The sequence below is a fragment of the Olleya sp. KJ81-1 genome (assembly GCF_055808135.1).
Genome location: NZ_CM147854.1, coordinates 134,704 through 157,649 on the forward strand (window position 1 = coordinate 134,704; position 22,946 = coordinate 157,649).

The following is a 22,946-nucleotide window of genomic DNA, read 5'->3' on the forward strand; positions in this document are numbered from 1 at the left end:
TTTAATGACTATTAAAATACCAAAAAGGGATATTTAAAAGTGTTGTTTTAATAAATGCACTATCCTTTTTAACCAGTCTATTTATAGTTAACACGTGTTTACCTTCTGTAATGTTTTTTAAAGATAAAACGGTTTCAAAACCTTGTTGGTTATTATTGTGTTTAGCATAAATAAAATCAGGATTATCATAGTCCAAACTGTCTATTTTAAAACTATAAATATTAGATAACGTTTGCATGTAATCTGCTTTAAGACGGTCTCGACTGTTTTTTGCAATCATTTGATTGGTAGAGGTGAAAATATCCGATTTTAAGCCACGTTTATCCTGTTCTGGTTTAAGGGATTTGTTGTACTCAAAAATAACGTCTTCAATGTCATTTTGGTATTCTAAAAATACAGGTAAATAGTTGGTGTTTATTATTTTAGAAGGAATAGAAGCATCTGAAATAAATACGCCTTTTTCTGTGATGTTTTCGTCATAATTACTGGCATTAGCAGTAAAACTATTGGAGTCATCCACTGCTGAAAAATAGTTGGAACGATTATAATTATAGGAAGCTAATAGCATTATAACAAAATAAATGGGAATTAAAGTGAAACTTAGTCGTTTGCCAAAACGATTATCCAAAAAATTATGTACTAATGGACGATATAAAAACGACAACGTTAAATAGCTAAATACCCAATAAAACGGAAAGTAAATTTTAGCCAACCATTTGTTTTTTTTAAGATAGCCTTGTGTGATAAAATCTAAAAAAGTAAGCAGCATGCCTATAAGCACAAAAAATAGTAATATCAAGCCAATTGTAAATAACAAAACGTGGTGACTCTCGTGATTATGCAGAAACAGAAATGCAATTGCTACAATACTTCCAATAACAATAAATACGGATAGTATATAAAAAATCAGCAGGAATGACACTGCAAAAAGGATACTACAATAATCCTCTAGTTTTGCGATATACTTATCAAAAGAACCTACTTTTTTACGTAAATAACGGTCAAATTTAGGTCTGTAATTTAATTTTTTATAGTCTATATCTCCTGAGACGTAACGTAATCCTAAGGCACCAATCCATAAGCCTCTTAGTATAACATGAAGTAATAATGTAAATAGTAAAATGGAACAAGAGATAAGCGCAATCATTAAGATTGTGGTTAAATACGAGTTGCTTTCGTTTTGAGAAATATTAAAATATAACTCTAAGGGTTCAAAAGCTTGTGATAATCCGTAAATAGAAAACCCAGAAATAATTAATTCTAACTGCCAACTTTCTTGTTGTAGTTTGTCTAGCCAAGCTTTAAAAGCTTTGGATCTATAATTATTTTGCATGGTATTACTCTGGTTGGTTTTTGTAAATATAGAGTAAATATTGAAAAACTACTTTTCGTTATTTAAAATAGTAGCAACTGCTTGTTTGTATTTTACAGGATTACTAGCTTTTTTAATGGCTTTATAAGTTTTTTGAGGATTAGAAAACGACTGCGAGAAAAACTCCCAAAAGCCTAACATTTTCATTTTTATTGGTGTTGGTCCAGAAAGATACGCGTCGTACTGTTGGTAAATCGTATCATGAAACTGACTAAAAATCTCCCAACGGTCTTTAGGATATGTTGTGGTGTTATTTTTAATCATGCTTGGTAAAAACGGATCTGCAATTAGTCCACGACCAATCATAAAATGATCAATACTAGGGAAGCGTGCTTCCATAGCTTTAAAACGCGCTACAGACGTAATATCACCATTGTAATATAACTTGTGTTTTGTGCCAGTAATACAACGCTCAAACGCTTCCAAATCTACTGGTCCTTTGTATAATTGCTTGCCAATTCTGGCATGTATCGCAATATTTTTTAGTGGATAACTATCTAGGATAGGGAAGGTGTCTAAAATTTCGGTAGCATGTTCATAACCCATTCTCATTTTCATGGAAACCGTTATGTCGCTCTCGTTATGTGCACGTTTTAAAATCTCGTCAATTTTTGTTGGATTACAAATTAACCCAGAACCCATTCCGGATTTAGTAACCATTGGATAAGGACAGCCTAAATTCCAGTTTAACTCTTTATAACCTAAACTTTGGACATAATTTACGACAAACATAAACTCGTCAGCATCATTTGTCATGACCTGCGGAATCACATTTAAAGTCGTGTTATTTTCTGGTTGTAAATCTAATTGATACGATTGCTTAATTTTTAGCTTTCCGTTAAGTCTAATATAAGGTGCGTAAAACGTATCGATACCACCAAAATAATGATGAAACGCGTTACGGAATCTAAAATCCGTAAAACCTTGTAAAGGAGAAGAGAGTAATGTAATTGACATTTAAATGTAAAAAAGGTAATATTAATTAGGCAAATATACCTTCAATTAATTAGAATTTAGCGGTTTTAAAAAACCTAAGAATAGAATTAAATTTTACCCTTTAAAATTAGTTAAAATTACTCAACATCAGGTAGTTTGTAGCTTTTGTAAGCACCTAAAATTCCGAATAAAGATAAAATTAAAACCACACCTTCAATAGATATTGACGATACTAAAGCACTTAAACCACCAGTAAATAATAAAATTATACCAATAACAGTATTACTAACAGAAACGTAGTCTGTACGTTGGTTGCCTTTAGCCATATCTACGATGTAAGTTTTACGACCTAATCGGACGCCTCCATGAGCAATTCCTAAAATAAAAAAAGCTACAGGATATAACCAAACTAGACTTCTAACAGTATCAAAATAGGTAATTATAAAAAATAAGATAATCCCTAAACCTGATGCAATTAATACAGCAATTGCCATAACATTTTTACTGGATTTATCAGCTAGTTTTCCCCAAGTTGGCGAGCTTACAATGGATGCGATTCCTTTGGCTATAATAAACAATCCAAGCAAATAAACTTCCTTTCCAATGTATTTTTGCGCTAATAATATGTAATAAGGTGCTGTTAAAGCAGAACATAATAATAGCGATCGTGCGATTACAAAATCTCTAAAATGCGCATCTTTTTTTAATAGTTTTAATTTTGAAATAAAAGACGTTTTGTCGTTGTCCGAAGCATCAGTATCTTCCGGAAACTCCTTAATTCTAGAATAAATTACAGCAGCAATTAACCACATTGCCGAAGCAAAAAAGATTAAATAGCTATAAAAGGTAATGGTTTGTTCGCTTTTAGATTGATATAAAATAAACAATCCAGCAGCAAGTACTAAGATTCCAGAAACAGATACAGTGTAACCTTTAAGTTTTCCGCGTCTTGTTTTAGGAATGGTTTTTCCAGTCACATCTTTTGACGATAACGAGCAAATACTTCGGGACAAACTAAATATTATGACAGCTATAATAATTAGCCATCCAGCAGTAGTGCCTTCAAAATTTAAAGCTATAAAACCAATAGATGCAATTGCTAAAAATTGTAAAAAGGAACCAAAAACCCAAATCCACTTTCTAACAGGTTGCTTTTTGATATATTTAGATAAAAATACTTGCGGAACCATAGAACCTGATTCTCTAATAGGTACAATTAAACTAATTAAATATACAGGCGCACTAACATAACTCATCAACCATGTTAAGACCGTTTTTGGATTGCTTAATGTGTCTCCTAATTTGGTAAACACACTACTAAAAATCAGTAAAAAATAGTTTTTTGGTACAGCTTCACAAGCTTGATCAGTAATGTCTTTACAAACACGTTCTTCCGTTTCGTTGTTTAAAAAGCGATATAGTTTTTCGGTTATGGACAAAAGGTTACTTGCTAAATTGAATTAATAATAATACCACAATAGCTATAATTAAAAAGATAATTACCGTGTCTTTAAATTTGCTAGAGGTATCTGATATAATATGACCACTAGATGTTTTAATAGGATCAGTATCTAGGGTTTCCATGTCTGGGAAATCTGTTGAAATCGTGTGTGGTCTTCCGTCGTAAAAATTAGGATTTTGTTCTAAATTTTCGACTATAATTTTACTTTCATAAAGACCAACATCCAATTGTTCTCTAACGGTTTTAATAGCTTGAAGCTTTTTACCTTTAGATAATAAATTTAGGATGTTGGCCTTATTGATTTCAATACTGTTAATAACAATAGTCATTAGTATTCAGTTGCAGCTTTTAAAGCTTCTAAACCACCAACAACAGGTAATGTTAGTGTTGTTTTGTCTAAATCTACTGTTAACTCAGTACCAGGTTTTGGATGGATTGTAAAGTCTTTATCGCTAGAAAAGATAATTAATCCTATTTGCTGACCAGCTTTAATAATTTGATCATCTGGTTGTAATTTAAACGTTAAGTCATAAAACTGACCAGGTTTTAAAGGCTCACTTTCTGTTAACGACTTATAGTTTTGAGGATCAGCCCAACCACGTGTAATAATATTATCGGTTAATACTTTGGCGTCGTCTGTATATGGTAACGAGACTAACCAAACCGATAAATTTGCAGCAGGTTTACTACTAGATAAGCTTATGCTAATAGTACTTTCTCCAGATAAGTGTAAATCTTGTTTTAAAGTTGGTGTTGCGTATAATAATCTGTGTGTCGAGTTTGATGCTTGCGCATGGTCTTTCCCAGAAATGGTAAAATCGTCTACTAACGTTTCTGTTTTTTGACGTTTGCTAGCTTTTGTAGTTAGCATTCCCATTTGGTTACCACCTTTATTTAAAAATAAAGTCACGTCTTTAGCCTCTGGATTTGGATAAGCATCATAAGCAGTTGGTTGATCGCGTTTATCGTTTTCTCTAACAATCCAAGCTTGTTTATCGTTTTCTACACCATTTTCTACACCATGTAAATAGCGCGTAAACCAACGGTTCATCATAGTCATTGGTGGTGGTCCACCATGTCCATTTTGGTGATAGTAAATTTGGGTTGGTAATCCCATTGCTTTAGCCTTTTGGTAAATACGGTTACTATGTTCTGGCATCACATTCCAGTCGTTAAAACCATGAGACATTAATAATGCAGCTTTCATACCATCCATTTGGTTTAGGTAATCACGATCATTCCAGAAGTCGTTTAAATCTCCTGTTTTTCTGTCCATTCCGTTAGCCATTTCGGTATCTCTAACCGTTTTGTTATTGTAAGGACGTTTGCTCTCGTCACCACTATGTATAAAATCGTATAGTACATCAATATCTTCACCTAAATAACCTCCAGGATGACGCACTAAACCGTTAGATCTGTAGTAGTGATATGATGAGGTGTTAGGTGCAATTGGGATAATAGCCTCTAAACCTTCCACTCCAGTTGTCGCAGCAGCTAAAGGTAATGTACCATTATACGACGTCCCTGTCATACCAACTTTTCCTGTAGACCAAAAGGCTTTAACCTCTTCATCACCATCAGGTGTTGTGTATCCTTTAACACGACCATTTAACCAGTCAATAACTGCTTTAGGTGCCAATGCTTCGTTTGGTCCACCAACGGTTGGGCTACCTTGTGATAATCCTGTACCTGGAGACGACGAGTGTACAACAATATAACCACGAGGAACCCATTTAGAGATATGCGAATTTGATATAATTGGACGCTCTCCTAAACGTTTTACCTCAGGATGTGCACGCTCTTGGGTCGGTAACTCACCTAACTCATGCTCTACATTCCACATAATACCTGGAACATCTGGTGCAACTCCAGCAAAATAAGGACTAGTTACATAAATTACAGGTAGTTTTAAACCTTCAGTATCTGTTTGTTTTGGTCTAGTTACAGACACATGTACACGATCTAAGGTGTCGTCTCCATCTGTGTTAAATGTAGTTTGTACCCAAAGGTCATGTCTTATGTAATCTTTGTAGTTGCTAAATCCTTCGACAATTTGCGCTTCTCCATTTTCAAAAACAGGAACCGTTTTGTCTTGTGCAAAACCCATTGTAGCCACTAAAAATAGTGCTGCAAAAAGCCTTGACGTCATACTTAATGTTGTCATAATAACTGGTTGTAAAGTTTGTTGGTTACAAGTTAGTTATTTTTTATAACACCTAAAGCGCTTAAATGTTAAGGGAATTGTAAATGTTTTAAAGCTGAATTTTGGGTGTTTGTAATAGCGGATTGTTATAAAACCCAATGCTATCCTAAGGTTTTAGCATCTTTTTTTGACTATAGATTGAATGTCTTTAAAAATTAAATAATTTAAAACAACAAGTATAACTACTAATCCAATGGATTTATAAGTATTATCGTTTTTAGGGAATCCATTTATGACTAAATCAATTAGGGTTGCTAAAACAAGGACTATGTATAGTACTAATCTTGGAGTGTTGCGTTTTATATTGGTTAACTTTTTAATGCTGAGTAGTATTGCACTTTTAATTATTAAGCGGAAAGGTCACACCAACAGCAATTGCGCCAGCAAATTGTTTAACCGAAGGTTGAAAAAAATAGGTGAAGCCTAAATCTACATTGTTGTTTTTACCTAGTTCTAAACCAAACGCTAACGGAATATGATAAATAATTCCACCTTTGTCTACAAAATCAAAAGCAGTTAAGGTTTTAAAAGATCCTATGGATGTTCCGATTCCTAGCTCTAGATAAGGCGCAACCCACGGAATTGGTGCACGTAATCTGGCTTTACCACCAAGTAAAAATGCTTTAGTTTCGGAAATCTCAAAGGTAGGATTGTTGTTTAAATCCTTACCATTAGAGTTTGTTATAATTAAACCAGCGTAAGGTCTTAGCTCTAACCAAGATTTAACTTTAAGGACTAATTCGGTTTGTGCAAAAACACCTTTATCTGCTACGTCTGTAATACTGTTATAAGGCGCAGAAATACCATAACCTAATTGCACATTTAATGATTTGTCTTTGGTTATCTGTGCTTGAGTAACCATTGCAGTTAATACAAGTAGCACTAAGGTGAAGGTGTTTTTCATTTTTGGTTTGGGTAGTTGGTTGTTTTGTTAGGTTTTAATTGTGAAAAGTAGTTAGCAACAATCCATGGTCTAGAACCATTGTAGCCAATATGTTTTTGTTAGTATATTAAAGATTATTCTGGTCTTTCAGGAATATAAACAACGTCTACATTTATTGTATTCCCATATGTTACGACTATGGAACATAATACAGAAACACGTTTTCCATTGTGGCTAGCAGGTTGCATTACAGGCATTTTTCTAAGCACTCTTAAGATTTCTGCTTGAATGGTTACTTCTGAATCTCTCACTTTCATTCCTGTTAAATTACCGTCTTCGTTGATAATAAAAAAGGCGTCCACTTGTTTAGGATCAGAAAGATTTAAATCTTTAGAGACACTTAAGTTAAACTCTCTTTTAATAAACGTCGCTATTTTATTATCAAAACAGGCTCTAGTTTCTTCTTTTGAGAGCGCTTCACAACCATTATAGACTGGAGGAAGGTCTACATCTTTTAATAGCATACTATTGTCGGTAGTATAAGTTGCTAAACCGTCATCATGCGACACAATGCTACATAAACTTAATAAAGCCTGTTCTTCTTCTGCTGTCATATTACCTTGAGCCATCACTTGTTCCTGAACAGCATTTATTTTTGTCATTAAATCACTTTCTGTGGTTTTCAACGCGTTAGATTCTTCCTTACATGAAAAGCATAGTAAAACACTAAAAATGGTTGAAATGACCATTATATTTTGGAATCCAAATTTTGTTTTACGATTAAATTTGTATTTCATGAGTTTTGATTTTTATGCTAGTTAAAAACGTGATTGTGTTTATTTAGTTACGTGGTTTGTGTGCGTAATTTAGTAAATATAAACAGAACAGAAAATTCGAGTGGATTTAAGTAAGACACTTATAAACAGCAATGGATAATACTGACAATTGCACAACGTTTTTATTTTTCAAAATAATTTAAAACTTTGTATTCAATTGTTGTGTTTGTGGCATTAATAATCTCAATGCGCATACCACGAAAACCAATAATTTTATTCTCTGATAAATCATACTGCACTTCTTGTGTAAAAGAAGGTCTTGCATAATCATTTATGTATTCTCGATAAATAAATTTAAGTGCATTACCAACACGACCATTATAAATAAATTCTTCTTTAAAGTAATCTTTATGCTTTGTTCTTACTTTAATGTGATTGTAGTCTATTTGTTCTTTTGGTTTTAATAAGGTTAGTCCATTATAATTAGTTCCGGTTGAGTAAATGCCATCAATAATGCTTTTAAAGTAAATCAATGGATTTTCCCCATTTCTAGGAATAGCAACGCCAAATTCTGAATTAGAAGCACTACTATAAAAATCATAATCATTGGTATTATACTGCATGATAAAGATTGTACCTTTTTCAATTACTTTTATAACGCCATCAGGTTTAATATTAAATGTATTTACTATTTCAATAGCATCATTTTGAAACCCTTTTTCTTTATAAACAACAATGCTTCCAATTTCTGAGCTTTTAATTTTATTTAATTTTGGGAGTAGTTTTGTATACGTTTCAGGTACGACGAAATTTTTTTTAACTCCAGCACATGATATGAGCATCATTGAAAAAATGAAAAGTAATAATCTTGTATTCATATTAATTTTAAAAAGTATCACAACGTGATTGTATTATGGTCTTTTGTGTGTTTGAGAATCTAATTTAAAAAATAAAAACCTGATAGAAAATCCTAAAAAGACTTACGTTAGTAGGCAAGAACTGGCAATAAATTATATGCGGTGTTAGCTGCTGACATTTTTCTTTCTTTCTAGAATTTGATAATAATAACTAAATGGTTTATCATATTTTTTATGTTGTCTATTATCTTCTCCACGTTCTATTTTTTCGTCATTTTCTTTTTCTAATTCCTTTATTTTCTTGAACAGGTCATAATATAACTTACTTCTATTTCTGTCTAATTCCTTTATTTGGACTTTCGAAAATTTATTTAACTCTAATTCTTGGAAACCATTTTTCCAACACATATCTGTTGAAACTTCGCTAAAGTTATCTAAACCAATTCTGCCAACAGACATTCCAATTAATCTGTTTATGGCAGATTCAATAGCTGTTCCTTTTTTACATCTTTGTTCTTCTTCAATAGCCTTAGTTATCTCATTAACTATTTTAGATTGTTTAATTATCTCTTTATTAAATGACCTTTTTCTAACTCTAGTTTCACAATCAAAATTTATTTCATAACCTACGAAAGCTATCCAAGGAAAACGACCTTGTTCAAAAGAGTTTGTCCATTTATAAGGACCTTTAGATTTTCCATTCCAAAATGCTTTATAATTAGTTTTTCTGTCTTTAATAGCGACTGTATACAATTCATCAGGAAGCTTAAATTTATGTGGAAATAGTTTTAGTTCTTCTAAACATTTTAAGTAAACTTCTTTTGCTATTTCACATTGTTCTTTTTCATTATGTATTACAATCATATCGTCACAAAATCTTAAATAAAGTACAGGAAGTTTTTCGAGTTCAATGTCAGCTTTATTTAAGTATATATTTGCAATTAATCCAGATAAAGCTCCACCTTGTGGAACTCCAATTCTTTCATTATGGTCTTTCTCGTAATATAGAGAAAGGTCTTTGTCTACCCAAGGAAAAGAACCATTGGGTATTTCGTAGGAATCCCAATAATTAGGATTGTCAGCTTCTTTTACATTTTTATTAAATGAATAGCAATTTAGGAAACTTTTAAAAATATGAATAGGTTGTTTTAAATCTAATTGAGGTAATTCTTGATTTACTTTATCAATTAATTTTTTAAAAATATCAAATGCAATTTTATGATTTACTGTGTCATAGAATTTCTTCATATCACACTCAATTACATATAATTCTGAAGCAGGATTGCTTTTTTTGTATTTTATTATATCTCTAATACAGTTATGATGTGATATGGTTTTGTTATCTATTTTCTTTGAACGAAAAGCATAAGAAGAATCTTTAAAATGTTTATCAAGTATTGATGTTAGAAATTTATTTGTTAAGCTCAGTATTATTCTGTCTTCTATTGAGAACATACTAATTGGTCTACAATCATTTTTCTCTTTATGAGATTTTTTTATTGGTTCTTTTAGTTTCGGAAAGATTAAAGGATTTGAAACGGAATAAGAATTAGACAAGGCTTTTTGTTGAATTTCTGAAACGAATATCATTAAATTAATAAACCATTGTTCCTTAGATTTATTTTTTTTGTGTGTTCGAATTGTCTTTAAAAGTGCGTAAAAATTTTTATCATTAGAAGTAAGAAGCTCATTTGTTTCTTTATCCTTAATTCTTGAATAAGAACCAACCTTTATCCATTGCCTTCTTGGTGGTAATAATAATTTTAATTTATCATTTATATCTTTTTGGTAAATTTCAAATTCGTTCGATTCTTTTGAATTATTTTCTATATGATAATTGTAATCTTCATCTGTAGTAAGTAAATGTAATAAGTGTTTTTTGTTTCTGTTCTTAGCAATTTTCACCCTTATTTTACACAGTTGTCTTATTATATCTGTCTCGTTAAAGTATTTATTAAATTCTTTCATAAGTTATTAAAATAATGGAGTCCCTGTATAAAGTGCAAAATGCACATATTGACAAAGATACTGACATATAAGTCATTGGTTTCTTTTAAGTTTCTCTGGCAAAACCTTACCGTTTATGAGAAATGATATTCACTCGAGGCTTTCACCTTCCGCCTTCGGTACTCCATTATTTTTTTGATATTTTGTTTTAAATCCGATATTATTTGCAAGAAAAACTACACTTGCAAAAGATACTTCTCCTTTTCTATTTTCGTAACAGTTTGTAAGGAAGTTTATACAATTTATTTCATTGAATTTATTAGAATCTCTTTTACTTAATTTAATGAAATAGTTTTTACCAACATCAAATGTAAAAGAGTTTGCAATTGCCATAGCCACTTTACACCAATTTTCGTAAGTTTCAGTTATAGTCTGATTTTTGTTGTTTAAATGTCTTATGATATTACTCATTAAACGTCTGTCATAAGGGTCATTTCTGTTTAATGAATTGTGTAAAGCATCTATATTACTACTGAATTTTATGGTAGAATTAGTTTCTTTATTTTTTTTAGTTGTTATTGGAATATTTGAGTTATTAACTTTAAATTCTTTAATACTCTCTTTAATTATAATTTTTTGGTCATAAGAAAGAAAGCAAAGTCTTGTTATATCGCTACCACTTTTATCTAATTCAATATTGTGGGTTTCTAAGAAATAATTTGAAATTAAATTAAACGCATTTTTATGTTGAAAATCGGTGTTATTTTCCTCGAAATTTTCTAAAAAACTTAATTTTATTAAACCTTTATAACCTTTGTTTGAAGGAGATTTCCAAAAAGAAAACACAATTGGTTCTTTTTCCAAGGTTTCTCCAACATTTGTCATGTCTTCTTTTGAGAGTTTATCAATGTCAATGACTAGAATTTGGTTGTATTCTTTTAGATTCCCTTTTCTTCTATTTCCATGAAATGTTGCTGAAAAGGTTACAGCAGGTAATGACTTTTTATTATTATCGTAGTAATCTTTATTCCCAATTTCGAGCTCTTTTCTTAATTTTTCAATTTTACCTTTCAATAATTCAGAATCGATAATGCTTAAAGTTTCATTCAAGGTTATTTCTTTCGAAATACTTGACCAAGCTTTTTCTTGGTATGAAACTTTAATATTTTTCAATTCTATGTTCATTGGTTGGTTTTGGTTGCAGCTAACGTTGTTGTATATAGTTTGTTGCGTGTTTCAAGCAACTAATTTAGTAAATAATTACCGACCAAGAAAGTCCGAGAGGACTTTCGTAAGTGGGCGAGAAACCAGCAATAAATTATATACGGTGTTGTGCAACGTATTTATTTTCAGAGTTTGGTTTTAGTCATCTTTGTTCATCGCTCGCACGAATTCATAATGACCTCCAACCCAACCAAAGTCGCCACCATATTCAGAATCAAGTTTGTCCAAAAATGCTTTAATTGCTTTTCCGCTTGCAAGCATAAGAGTCGAATCATTTTCGTCAGTTTTTATGAATAATTTTCCATTGTTTTGAGAGCATTCAAATCCGCCCATTTGGGTTACTCCAATTATACTTTCGTATAGATTATAAATTTCTTCAATATTCGTTTCGTTAAGGTTGTCTAACCATTCTTGAAAGTCTGTTATAGTTGCCATAATTTTTATTTTTTTGATTTAATAAATACGTCTTGGTTTTCCAATACAAAATAGTACATACCTGCTGTCGTAAAAAACCAAAGCAGATAGGGTTCAAATTCAGTTGTGTTTCTAATGAATATTTCTCGAAATAACCAAAACCAAGCGTAAATATTGAATGCTACGACATAAATTCGCTTAATCCATAAAATAATTATCGGTTTAATTCTTTCTTGTTCTTTATGGAAATCGTTTTTGTTCATATGTTGCACAACAATCAAACAAACTCCCAAAGGAGTTTATTCCTTTTATTTTTTAATAAGGCTAGCCAAAACTAGGTTATTTTTTACAACTATAATATACGTACAACTACGTAAATTTATTTGTCAGAAGCTAAGTTATAACACTTGTTTCATTATAATTTACGGTAAACCGTAAACTAAAAATAAAAGCATAAATAATTTGTTGTAAATGGTTGTTATGTTTTTGTTAGTCTGTATGTTACCCATATATTATAGCCTCCAGATTTTGATGGACTATTACTTTTGGTGTCATAGGTTACGTCTCTGTTACTTAATAACTCAAGAAACTTTAACATCCTTTGTCCTTTACTACTATCAAAATCAATGGTGTCATATATTGGGTTTGCATAGGTGGTTTCGTCATCAATATTTAGAATAGTATCAATTTTGTATCCTAAATGGGTGGCTAATATTTTTGCTTGTGTATTGGCATTTTTTAGTGCCAAAACAGCATGGTCGTCCTCGTTTTTAAATTGGTGTTCTGGCATTTTAAAATAGACTTTGTAAACATTAATTTGCAATGCACTACACCAAACCAATACGTTGTCAAATGTATTTAGGTCTTGATTTTCAAACTTGTAATGGGTTATTTGTTGGTTTTTTGACGTGGCCACTTTAACGACTGTGTTGTCCAATCCGTTTGCTGTTAGCGAGTCTTTTAAAGCTTCTATTTTTGTGATATCATGTTGTTGGACAGATAGTAACACTACGTTGCTTTCAGCATATTCAGTATAGTTGGATTGCCCTAAAATACGTAAGGTTATACTTTGCGCTTGACTGTAATGGGCAAAAGTTATAAACCATAGGATTAGTATATATAACTTCATTTAATCAACTAGTTTAAAGGTAATTGCTATTCTGTACGATTTTGTGATTTCGTTTTTCTTGCTTTCTACACTATCGGTTCCAAAGGAAGATTCCTTGACTTCGATATTAAGAATTTTTCCAATAGTCATATTTATCTCGTCACCAATTGTTTTTGCTTTTCGCTTAGCATCGTTAATAGCTAGTAGGCTTAATTCTGTTTCTAGGTCTTCATCAGAAGTATCATACAAGTATTTGATGTCAGTTATTTTTACACCATCTACTGTTATGTTTGCGATATCTTCTAGGGTGTTTATGTCTGTTGTAAAATAATAACTTTTACTGGTGGCTCTAGAGTAGGTTTTACTTTGAATGATTACTTCAAGATCACTTTCTGCGATTCCGTATTTTGAAAGCTCTGCAATGGTAGTATTATATACCTCTTCAAATGCGATGTCCTTTGAGTCCTCTTTGTATTTAGTTGCTTTTTGTTCGGTAATTGTTAATTGTACTTTGGCTTTATTAGCGGTTAGTTCTTTTTTTGCGTTTCCGATAATACGAATGAATCTTTCAGTAGATTGACCATAAATGGTTGTAGAAAAAATTAAGGTTACTAATAAAATTTGAAGTGTTTTTTTCATAATTGGTTATGCTTTGGGATGTTTTTTTTATTGAAGCGATTGTGTGGTTATTTTACTAATTAATAGTTGTGCATTTTAATGTTTAAAATCATTCGGTAGTCCAATGTAGTTCTTTTAATTTAATTAATCTATACGTATTACTACGTAAATTTATTTGTCAAAAGCTAAGTTACCTTTCTGGGTACATTATTTTTTACGGTAATCCGTAAACTAAAATTAGAGCATAAAAAAACCACCTTGAAAAGGTGGTTTTGATAACTTACTATAATTGTTATTCTTTACATTCTGAATAGTCTACTGTAAACTTGAAGTTTTTAGTAGATAATTTTTCAATGCTAGTGTCATTTTTGTGATCTGGTTTGTATGCTGCTCCAGTACTTAAATCTACACCAACTCCGATTAATCCAAAAGATATTGTGCTTAAAATAAAATTACCAGTTCTGAATTTGTTCTCGAAATTTTTTGTTTTAGGCTCACAGTTGTCTTGCTTTACTTCAATTTTTAAAGGTTGGTTTCTTTTAAATTGAGAGCGTGCTTCACCCATTCCGATCTTTTCTCCATTAGCATAAATTAATGCGTTTGGATGATCTTTTACTTCAATTTGAGCATTGTACTTGCTACCTCCAAATATTACTCCACAACTGGAAAATAAAAATGAAGATGACACTGTAATAGCCATGATTAGTAAAGTACTTTTTTTCATAAATTCTTGTTTAAAATTTGGTTGATATTAGTTTGTTTATATTCCTTTATTATAGTTAAAAAGGTGAAGCAAACTTATATCTTTTTTTGGATTGTTTTTGTACGTATAACTACGTGTATTTTCTGCGTTAAGCCTTATCTGTACTGATATTTAAGAGGTTGCGTTTGTTTAGAATGATTATAAAATATAATTGTTTTTGGATGCTTTTTTTAAGTATTCATTTACAATTATTTAGCACTAGATTTTTTTAAATAATAATTAGTACTCAGGAATATTGTATTGCATTAAGAGTGATTAACTAAATAAAAACATAAAAAAACACCACTTTAAAAAGTGGTGTTTAATTTCCGCGAAAGCGTTATGTTATCTAGCTAAATATACCCAACCAGTTAAAGGCTTAGGGTCTGTTTTGGTTTTTATAACGTAGTAATATGTTCCGGTTGGCAGTTCTTGTCCAGAGTTAGACTGTCCATTCCACTCTTTAGCGTAATTGGCTTTACTGTACACTTCGGTTCCGTATCTGTTATAAATTACAATATTGTCTACTTCTAGGTAGCTAATATCAAAAAAGTCGTTAAGTGTATCGTTATTAGGAGATATACCTTGTGGTATGTTACAGTTATTAGCTTTTACAAACGTGATGGTTTGATTTTTTGTACAGTTACCAATGGTAATTTGCACGTTATATTCGCCAAAGCTATTAACATTAATTGCTGCTGTAGTCTCACCAGAATCCCATAAATACGTCGCGTTAGTGACTCCAATATCTGCATTAATATTGTAATTATTTGGTAAACAGTCTTCGATAGTTTTAGCGTCTAAAAAAGGGAATTCAAAAATGGATAGGTTTACTGTTGTAATGTCGTAACAGCCAATACCATTTGTGTTTTCTACTTTAATATATAGTGTTGTTGTTTGGTCTAATTGGTAATTGTTTGATAAGGCGTTTTGCCCTGCAATTGCATCAGCTTCTGAGGTGTGATAAGTTACCACTAAGTCTGTACTATTTTGTGTGCCAAGTACTGTAGTATTAAACTGATTTAAATTGATTAGACTTGGGTCGTTTTCGCAATTAATAAAATCTGGTACTGGATTAGCAACAGGTTTAACATCTACAATAAGATTTACGGTCGTTATTGCAAAACAGTCTGTATTACTAGTGTTAAATACCTTAGCGTAAATTATTTGATTGGCTGATGTGGTGGTATAATTATTTGGTAATGGATTATTATCACCAATAGCGTCTAAATTAGTTAAATAGTAGACGACAGTAAAGGTCGTTGCAGATTGTCCTGCTAACACCTCACTATCTATGTTTGATAAATCAAAAGTTGCAATACCATCGTTAGTGTCGTCGTCACAAACTATAAAATCAGACACTGGATTAGCAATAGGTTGTGCATCCACAATTAGCTTAAAGTCTGTAATGCTATAACAATCTGGATTATTTGTATTGTAAATTCTTGCAAATATATCTTGGTTATTAGAGGTGTTAAAGTAATTGGTACTTAATGCATTTTGATTGTTGTCTGCATCTGTAAAATTTGCAAAATAGTTAATTGTAAAGTCTGCTGCAGATTGCGATCCTAATATAAAGACGTCTCTTGTGGTTAAGTCAAACAGTTCTGTTTGGTCGTTGGACAAGTCATCACAAAGAATGTAATCTGGTATTGGGTTAGCAACTGGTATGTCGCTTATTGTTATGGTGTTAGTGGTTGTAACGACCTCACCATTACTAGTTAACGTTAAGGTTATAACGTAGTCTCCAAGTGCAGGAAAGGTATGTGTTGGGTTTAAATCTGACGATGTTGGGCTACCATCACCAAAATCCCATAATGCTGAGGAAATTGGATCTGATGTTGTTAGAGTGAATTGTGTAGTGTCTCCAATACAGGTATTAAAGACATCATAATCTGCATCAATACATATTAAACTGTCTGTTAGTAAATCAATTTGCGTACTGTTTAACTGAAAGTTTGAACCTTCTATCAAAACACCAGCGCCTTGTTGAATACCTTCTGCAGTTCCTGGACTAAAACTACTAATGACACGATAGGTAGATATTGGTATACCACCTAAACTGTTACTTAAGTCTGTTAGGTAATCATATCCACAAGACAACGCTGGGACGTTACAACTACTACAATTTGTTAATACTGAAGAGCAATCTGAGGCGATTAGTGCATCCGTAAATATGAATATGGATGTTGTGTTTTCAAATGCACCACCAGTTGTAAATAAGCCATCATTAATCATGGTGTTTATCGAGTTTGGTAACACGTCCTGTATTAAATTATTACCTCCAGGATTATCAGGAATACTAATGGTTGGATTTACAGTAAAAGGGTAGGATAGGTAGTAACTTGGTTGAGAGGTTGATGTTGAATTAGGTTGTCCGTATTGCACTAGTCCAATTTCGGCTAATGGATTTTGACTAAATATTTGATTAGATAATTGCTGAATTGAGGCTTCCATGTCTTGACGTTCTGAAAAAGAAACAGAGCCTGAATCGTCTACAATAAATAGTACTTTGTTGTTACATTGTGAATAGCTGAAAGAGATACATACAGTGAAAATTAGAAAACTGAGAAGTGATTTCATTTAGATTAATTAAGCGATTATGGTTTAAATAATTGGTTAGCGTTTGGCATAAAATCGTGGTTAGTAAAAGCGATTTTAGTTAGGGATTTTATACGTGTAACAAAACTACACTTTTTTATTAACTAGCAAAATCCTGTGTTTTTATTAAAACTATAACGTATTGGTTATTAATATCTAATGTTATTGGGTCTTGTATAATACAAAAAAACCACCTGTTTTAGGTGGTTTTTGATTTCCGCGAAAGCGATAATTTAATTTTTAATAGCGTCTTTTTTGTACAGCTTATAAAATAGTGTTGGTAAAAATCCAAAATTAAATAGCAAGAAGCCTACAAATATTAGAATGCCTGCATAAGGCCAATGCATAATTTTAAATAATGATGCTGTACTAAGGGTAAATAAGGCTAAAAAGCCTAAAACATAAACTGATTTTTTCATTTTGATTGATTTAATGTTCGTATTAAGATTGATATTTAAGTGTTTGTTCTTTATACTTATTATAAAAATATAAAGGCAATGTGATGCATATTAAAAATAGAAATCCAGAAAAAATTAAAATGCCTGCATAAGGCCAATGCATGATTTTAAATAAACTACCTGTAATTATTATAAACGCAGTAATAAACTCTAAAATAATAAGGACTCTGTTTCTGTTTTTTGCTGATTTAAAATACAGTTGTGCGTTGGTTTCTTGTTGTATTTGGGTAATGGATAAGTAGCCTCCAAATTGCTGAATTGCTATTTTGTAAGCCTCGTCAAAACTAAGCTGTTCTTCGTTTTCTAGATAGGTGCAAATGTGGTCCAAGATGTCTTCCTTTAAGTCTTGATTTTTTAAACCATATAACTCTAAATTGGTCGTTATGTAGTCTATATTTTGGTCTGATAGTCTCATTTTACGGTTGGTTTAGGGTTAAATATTAACGATAGGGTTTTAATAAAATCGTTAATCTGATGGCTTTGATCAATAATAACTTGCTGTCCAGATTTAGTTACAGAATAGTATTTGCGGACGCGTTTACCAATGTAAACTTTTTCGGTTTCTAAAATATTATTGCTTTCTAACTTGTGTAAAATAGGGTATAAAGCACCTTCTGAGATGTCTATTTTACCTTTAGTCAGGTCTTTAACTTTTTGTGTAATCTCGTAACCATACATTTTATCATGCTGACTTAGTAGCTTTAAAATGATAGGTTGTAATGTTCCTTTGGTGAGTTCTTTGCTATACATATGTCAAATATACATTTTTTTACAATACATTTTAATAAAAGGTATTATTTTTTTGAATGTATAAAAAATACCACCAGAAATGGTTGGCTATATAATTAATAGCTATTACATTATTTTAAGTACTCTAAGGTGTTGACCATTTCAAATTTTGGGCTTCTGTTTATAAATTCTCTTAAAAACGCTGTGTGCGCAGATCCCATGATAATAAAAACCCTATCCGTTTTAGTCATTGGTATTCTATTTAGATTAGAATATATTTTCATGTTTCTATGATAAAATTTAGCTGCATTATCTGCACCTTCAAAATTATCCTTAGTACCAACATATAGTAATTTGTCTGCATTGGCAACTATAGATTGATCCAGTTGTAAAGGCTCGTTAATTAATTTTAGTTTTTCTAAAACAGACAACGTCTCATAATTTTGATCACGTTTAGCCATTTCAGGATAATCTTTAAATGGCTGATTAGTGAGTTGTAAATAGGTTTTTGGATCTATAGCGTTTGTATAGTCTGGACTGGATTCAAAAAAATCGCCAACGCTATAATTATAACCCATGTGATTGTCAATTCCGTATAATTTGCTAACTACATTTAATCGTCCTACTTCAAAACCAATCATACTAGTTTCGCCAAAACTTGTGTCTAGTTGGTCTGGGTTTTTAAGAAACTTTTGATAGTCTATATTTAATGCGTCATTTAAGCTTGGTAAATTTTCTACACAAATAATGGTAGGTTTAAATGCAGCTAGCATTTGCGCAATTTGTTTTATTTGTTTTTGGGCTTCAGGACTAGTCTCATCAAAATCTGTACTGTTAGCATCTGTGGTTTCTCCAAAATGGAAGCTTCCAAAGTTTAAGACTTTAATTTTATCGTTACTAGTTGAAACATTATGGTCTTGTTTTAATATTTCGGGTGGTGTATTTGTGTTATTACAACTTACAATAAGAAGTACATAAGCTAATAAGAGAACCTGTTTCATGTTGGATTGATTTTTTGATTGATTAGTTGATTGCTATTGTTATGTTATTGATTCATAACGAAGTTAGTTTTTAAAAACGAGATATTCAAGCATAAAAAAACCACCTATTACAGGTGGTTTTTAATTTCCGCGTAAGCGATATAATTATGTGATTTACTTTAGTAACTCGTAGCTACGTTTGATAAAGTCTGATAATTCTTTTCCTTTTAAAAGACCTTGAGATAAACGTGCTAAGTCTAAACTTTGCGTAATTAAATGCGCTTGTTTGTCTTTAGCTTCGGTATTTAAAATCTCGTTAACTAAGTCAGAGTTTGTGTTAACCACAAGGTTATACATTTCTGGCATGTTACCAAACATTTGCATTCCGCCTCCACCACCAGACGCTTGCATCTCTTTCATACGACGCATAAATTCTGGTTGTGTTATCATAAATGGTGTTGCGTTGCTATCCATTGGCTCTAACTGTACCATAAACTTTTCTGATGGGATTACGTCTTTTAATAACGCATCTAAAGCTTTAGTTTGGTCATCATCTAACTTAGAGATTACAGTTTCGTCTTTAGCGATTAATTTGTCAACACTATCTGCATCTACACGAGAAAAGGTGATGTTTTCTTTAGTAGATTCTAATTTTTGCATTAAATGCGAAACAATCGGACTATCTAATAATAAAACTTCGTAACCTTTGTCCTTAGCAGCTTCAATGTAGCTGTGTTGCTCATCTTGGTTACTTGTGTAAAGGATTACTAATTTACCGTCTTTATCTGTTTGCTTTGCTTTGATAGCATTAAATAACTCCTCGTAAGTATAGTATTTACCATCTACCGTTGGATATAATGCAAATGCATCTGCTTTGTCAAAAAACTTGTCCTCAGATAACATTCCGTATTCGATAACAATTTTAATGTCATTCCATTTAGCTTCAAACTCCTCACGATTATTATTAAATAGTGATTTAAGTTTGTCTGCTACTTTACGTGTAATGTACGAGCTAATTTTTTTAACTGCTCCATCTGCTTGTAAGTAGCTTCTAGAAACGTTTAACGGAATATCTGGACTGTCAATCACACCACGTAGCATAGTTAAAAACTCGGGTACAATCCCTTCTACGTTATCTGTAACGTAAACTTGGTTTTGGTATAACTGAATTTTATCCTTTTGCATAGCCATATCCTGAGACATCTTAGGGAAGTATAAAATACCTGTTAAGTTGAAAGGATAATCCACATTTAAATGAATATGGAATAATGGGTCTTCGTGTTGTGCTGGATATAACTCTCTATAAAAGTTAGTATAATCCTCGTTTTCTAATTCGGTTGGTTGTTTAGTCCAAGCTGGATTAGGGTTGTTTATGATGTTGTCTACAGTAATTTTTTTCTGAGGTTCAGTCGTTTCTTTACCTTCAGCATCTGTAGTTGTTTCTGGTTTGTGGTCAGGATCGTTTACTTCTTTAGTTCCAAATTTAATTGGAATAGGCATAAACTTGTTATACTTATATAGTAAGCTGCTAATGCGTGCTTCTTCTAAAAACTCAGTCGAGTCTTCTGCAATATGTAAGATGATCTCAGTACCTCTGTCAGCCTTATCATGTGGCTCTAAAGTAAACTCAGGCGAACCATCACACGTCCAATGTGCAACAGTAGTTCCTTCTTTATGAGATTTTGTAATGATTTCAACTTTTTCAGCAACCATAAATGCTGAGTAAAACCCTAAACCAAAGTGTCCGATAATTCCAGAATCTTTAGCGCTATCTTTATATTGGTCTAAAAACTCTTCTGCACCAGAAAAAGCCACTTGGTTGATGTATTTTTCAACCTCGTCTGCTGTCATCCCTAAACCTTGATCGATAATATGAAGTTTTTTACCTTCTTTATCGATTTTAACTTCGATAACTGGGTTTCCGTACTCAGACTTAGACTCTCCAATACTAGTTAAATGTTTTAATTTTAATGTTGCGTCGGTTCCGTTACTGATTAGCTCACGTAAAAAGATTTCGTGATCACTGTACAAGAATTTTTTGATTAACGGAAAAATGTTTTCTACTGAAACGTTAATATTTCCTTTTGCCATGATTTTATGTTTATTTTTTAAGTCCCGCTTAAGCGAAACCCTTCTATTAATTTCTGATTAGGTAATAGACAACAAAAATGCCAATTGCTGAAAGGTGACAAGATGACATTTAAAATAACCATAAAAGTATTATGCATGCATAACGAATAAAAAATAATTGTGAATTCGTTATTTATGAAAGCAGTAAATTGCGATACTATTTTTTTAAACAGAAAAATAGCTTAGAATTAATAAAATTAAAATTAATGTACAATTCAAAAATTATTGGTTTAGGTAAATATGTACCTGACAACATCGTCACAAATGCCGATTTATCCAAAATGATGGACACTAATGATGAGTGGATTACAGAACGTACTGGAATTAAAGAAAGACGTTGGGTAAAGGAAGGCTCTGGTGACACCACTGCAACAATGGGAGTAAAAGCTGCCAAACAAGCAATAGAACGTGCTGGAATAGATAAAGATGATATAGATTTTATCATTTTTGCAACGTTAAGTCCTGACATGTATTTTCCTGGTCCAGGTGTGCAAGTACAACACGCTTTAGATATTAAAACGGTTGGCGCTTTGGATGTACGTAACCAATGTTCTGGTTTTGTATATGCATTATCTGTTGCAGATAATTTTATAAAAACTGGTATGTATAAAAACATATTGGTAATTGGTAGCGAGCTGCACTCTCATGGTTTAGATAAAACCACAAGAGGTCGTGGTGTGACTGTAATTTTTGGAGATGGAGCAGGAGCAGCAGTTTTAACTAGAGAAGAAGATACTAATAAAGGTATATTATCTACACATTTACATAGTCAAGGTGAGCATGCTGAAGAGCTTGTTTTAGTTGCACCAGGAATGGGTAAACGTTGGGTAAATGATATTATAGCAGATAACGATCCTGAGGATACTAGTTATTTTCCGCATATGAATGGTCAGTTTGTATTTAAAAATGCAGTGGTCCGTTTTAGCGAAGTGATTATGGAAGGATTAGCTAAAAATAATATGGATAAAGAGGCTATTGATATGCTAATTCCGCATCAAGCTAATTTACGTATTGCACAGTTTATCCAGAAAAAATTTGGGTTGACGGATGATCAAGTGTTTAACAATATTATGAAATATGGTAACACGACTGCAGCATCCATACCAATTGCTTTAACGGAAGCTTGGGAAGAAGGTAAGATAAAAGAAGGCGACAATGTTGTGTTGGCTGCTTTTGGAAGTGGATTTACTTGGGGAAGTGCAATTATTAAATGGTAACAATTTAAGTGCTTTAATTTACTTTTGAAGCCACTTAAATGATATAAAACGAAAAGCCAGAAACATATATTTATGTTTCTGGCTTTTTCTATTAACTAACTACTTAAACTTAACTTTATAAATCTTTGTCTTGGTTTTTTTGTGAAGACTAATTCAAATAAAAAATAAAAACGATTTACTGTCTTGTTACTATTAAGACGCCAAAAAGTGAATTTTATTACGCTGAAAATCAGTATTTAACACGTATTTAACATTGTTAAGTATATAAACTAAAAAGCGTGTTAAAAAC

21 protein-coding genes are annotated in these 22,946 nt (G+C 31.8%); 1 reads left to right on the forward strand and 20 read right to left on the reverse strand.

The window, feature by feature from the left end; genetic code table 11:
• Window position 1 precedes the first annotated feature (1 nt).
• From AC0L3M_RS00610 to htpG, 20 genes are all read right to left on the reverse strand, one after another.
• Window positions 2-1,333 carry a hypothetical protein gene (locus AC0L3M_RS00610; RefSeq protein WP_473431458.1) on the reverse strand — a complete coding sequence of 444 codons (1,332 nt, stop codon included), beginning with the start codon at window positions 1,331-1,333 and terminating at the stop codon, window positions 2-4.
• Between the two features lie 48 nt (window positions 1,334-1,381).
• The gene (locus tag AC0L3M_RS00615; protein WP_473431459.1) at window positions 1,382-2,329 is read right to left on the reverse strand and encodes a tRNA dihydrouridine synthase; all 948 of its coding nucleotides are present in this window, start codon (window positions 2,327-2,329) and stop codon (window positions 1,382-1,384) included.
• A 116-nt stretch (window positions 2,330-2,445) separates the two neighbouring features.
• On the reverse strand, window positions 2,446-3,747 hold the full coding sequence (locus AC0L3M_RS00620) for an MFS transporter (RefSeq protein ID WP_473431460.1): 1,302 nt from the start codon (window positions 3,745-3,747) through the stop codon (window positions 2,446-2,448).
• Window positions 3,748-3,751: 4 nt separating this feature from the next.
• Complete coding sequence (locus tag AC0L3M_RS00625; protein ID WP_473431461.1) at window positions 3,752-4,099, reverse strand: hypothetical protein; 348 nt, start codon at window positions 4,097-4,099, stop codon at window positions 3,752-3,754.
• Complete coding sequence (locus AC0L3M_RS00630) at window positions 4,099-5,934, reverse strand: Xaa-Pro dipeptidyl-peptidase (protein WP_414692207.1); 1,836 nt, start codon at window positions 5,932-5,934, stop codon at window positions 4,099-4,101. The genes AC0L3M_RS00625 and AC0L3M_RS00630 overlap by 1 nt, the downstream gene beginning before the upstream one ends.
• Before the next feature lie 379 nt (window positions 5,935-6,313).
• Window positions 6,314-6,877 carry a hypothetical protein gene (locus AC0L3M_RS00635; protein WP_473431462.1) on the reverse strand — a complete coding sequence of 188 codons (564 nt, stop codon included), beginning with the start codon at window positions 6,875-6,877 and terminating at the stop codon, window positions 6,314-6,316.
• Window positions 6,878-6,990: 113 nt separating this feature from the next.
• Window positions 6,991-7,653: a hypothetical protein gene (locus tag AC0L3M_RS00640; RefSeq protein ID WP_473431463.1), complete on the reverse strand. Its 663-nt coding sequence runs from the start codon at window positions 7,651-7,653 to the stop codon at window positions 6,991-6,993.
• A 161-nt stretch (window positions 7,654-7,814) separates the two neighbouring features.
• Window positions 7,815-8,510, reverse strand: coding sequence for a hypothetical protein (locus AC0L3M_RS00645; protein ID WP_473431464.1), 696 nt, complete (start codon window positions 8,508-8,510; stop codon window positions 7,815-7,817).
• A 144-nt stretch (window positions 8,511-8,654) separates the two neighbouring features.
• Complete coding sequence (locus AC0L3M_RS00650; RefSeq protein WP_473431465.1) at window positions 8,655-10,457, reverse strand: reverse transcriptase/maturase family protein; 1,803 nt, start codon at window positions 10,455-10,457, stop codon at window positions 8,655-8,657.
• A gap of 129 nt (window positions 10,458-10,586) precedes the next feature.
• Window positions 10,587-11,621 (reverse strand): BT4734/BF3469 family protein, encoded by a 1,035-nt coding sequence (locus AC0L3M_RS00655; RefSeq protein ID WP_473431466.1) that lies wholly within the window; start codon window positions 11,619-11,621, stop codon window positions 10,587-10,589.
• 177 nt (window positions 11,622-11,798) lie between these two features.
• A complete protein-coding gene (locus tag AC0L3M_RS00660) occupies window positions 11,799-12,095 on the reverse strand; it encodes a hypothetical protein (protein WP_473431467.1) in 297 nt (98 codons plus the stop codon).
• A 457-nt stretch (window positions 12,096-12,552) separates the two neighbouring features.
• A complete protein-coding gene (locus AC0L3M_RS00665) occupies window positions 12,553-13,203 on the reverse strand; it encodes a hypothetical protein (protein ID WP_473431468.1) in 651 nt (216 codons plus the stop codon).
• Window positions 13,204-13,821, reverse strand: a complete 618-nt coding sequence (locus AC0L3M_RS00670) for an SIMPL domain-containing protein (RefSeq protein WP_473431469.1) — start codon at window positions 13,819-13,821, stop codon at window positions 13,204-13,206.
• Between the two features lie 271 nt (window positions 13,822-14,092).
• Window positions 14,093-14,524, reverse strand: a complete 432-nt coding sequence (locus AC0L3M_RS00675) for a hypothetical protein (RefSeq protein WP_473431470.1) — start codon at window positions 14,522-14,524, stop codon at window positions 14,093-14,095.
• Window positions 14,525-14,887: 363 nt separating this feature from the next.
• Window positions 14,888-17,125, reverse strand: a complete 2,238-nt coding sequence (locus tag AC0L3M_RS00680) for a T9SS type B sorting domain-containing protein (RefSeq protein ID WP_473431471.1) — start codon at window positions 17,123-17,125, stop codon at window positions 14,888-14,890.
• Between the two features lie 251 nt (window positions 17,126-17,376).
• Window positions 17,377-17,562, reverse strand: coding sequence for a hypothetical protein (locus AC0L3M_RS00685; RefSeq protein WP_292943851.1), 186 nt, complete (start codon window positions 17,560-17,562; stop codon window positions 17,377-17,379).
• Between the two features lie 22 nt (window positions 17,563-17,584).
• Window positions 17,585-18,016: a GldL-related protein gene (locus AC0L3M_RS00690; protein ID WP_145000387.1), complete on the reverse strand. Its 432-nt coding sequence runs from the start codon at window positions 18,014-18,016 to the stop codon at window positions 17,585-17,587.
• Window positions 18,013-18,351 carry a PadR family transcriptional regulator gene (locus AC0L3M_RS00695; RefSeq protein WP_145000385.1) on the reverse strand — a complete coding sequence of 113 codons (339 nt, stop codon included), beginning with the start codon at window positions 18,349-18,351 and terminating at the stop codon, window positions 18,013-18,015. Before AC0L3M_RS00695 ends, AC0L3M_RS00690 begins: the two co-directional genes overlap by 4 nt.
• Window positions 18,352-18,461: 110 nt before the next feature.
• A complete protein-coding gene (locus AC0L3M_RS00700; RefSeq protein ID WP_473431472.1) occupies window positions 18,462-19,331 on the reverse strand; it encodes a DUF5694 domain-containing protein in 870 nt (289 codons plus the stop codon).
• A gap of 153 nt (window positions 19,332-19,484) precedes the next feature.
• A complete protein-coding gene (gene htpG, locus AC0L3M_RS00705) occupies window positions 19,485-21,401 on the reverse strand; it encodes a molecular chaperone HtpG (RefSeq protein WP_473431473.1) in 1,917 nt (638 codons plus the stop codon).
• Window positions 21,402-21,646: 245 nt separating this feature from the next.
• Between htpG and AC0L3M_RS00710 the strand changes: the two genes are divergently transcribed.
• The gene (locus tag AC0L3M_RS00710; RefSeq protein WP_473431474.1) at window positions 21,647-22,657 is read left to right on the forward strand and encodes a 3-oxoacyl-ACP synthase III family protein; all 1,011 of its coding nucleotides are present in this window, start codon (window positions 21,647-21,649) and stop codon (window positions 22,655-22,657) included.
• Window positions 22,658-22,946: the final 289 nt, after the last annotated feature.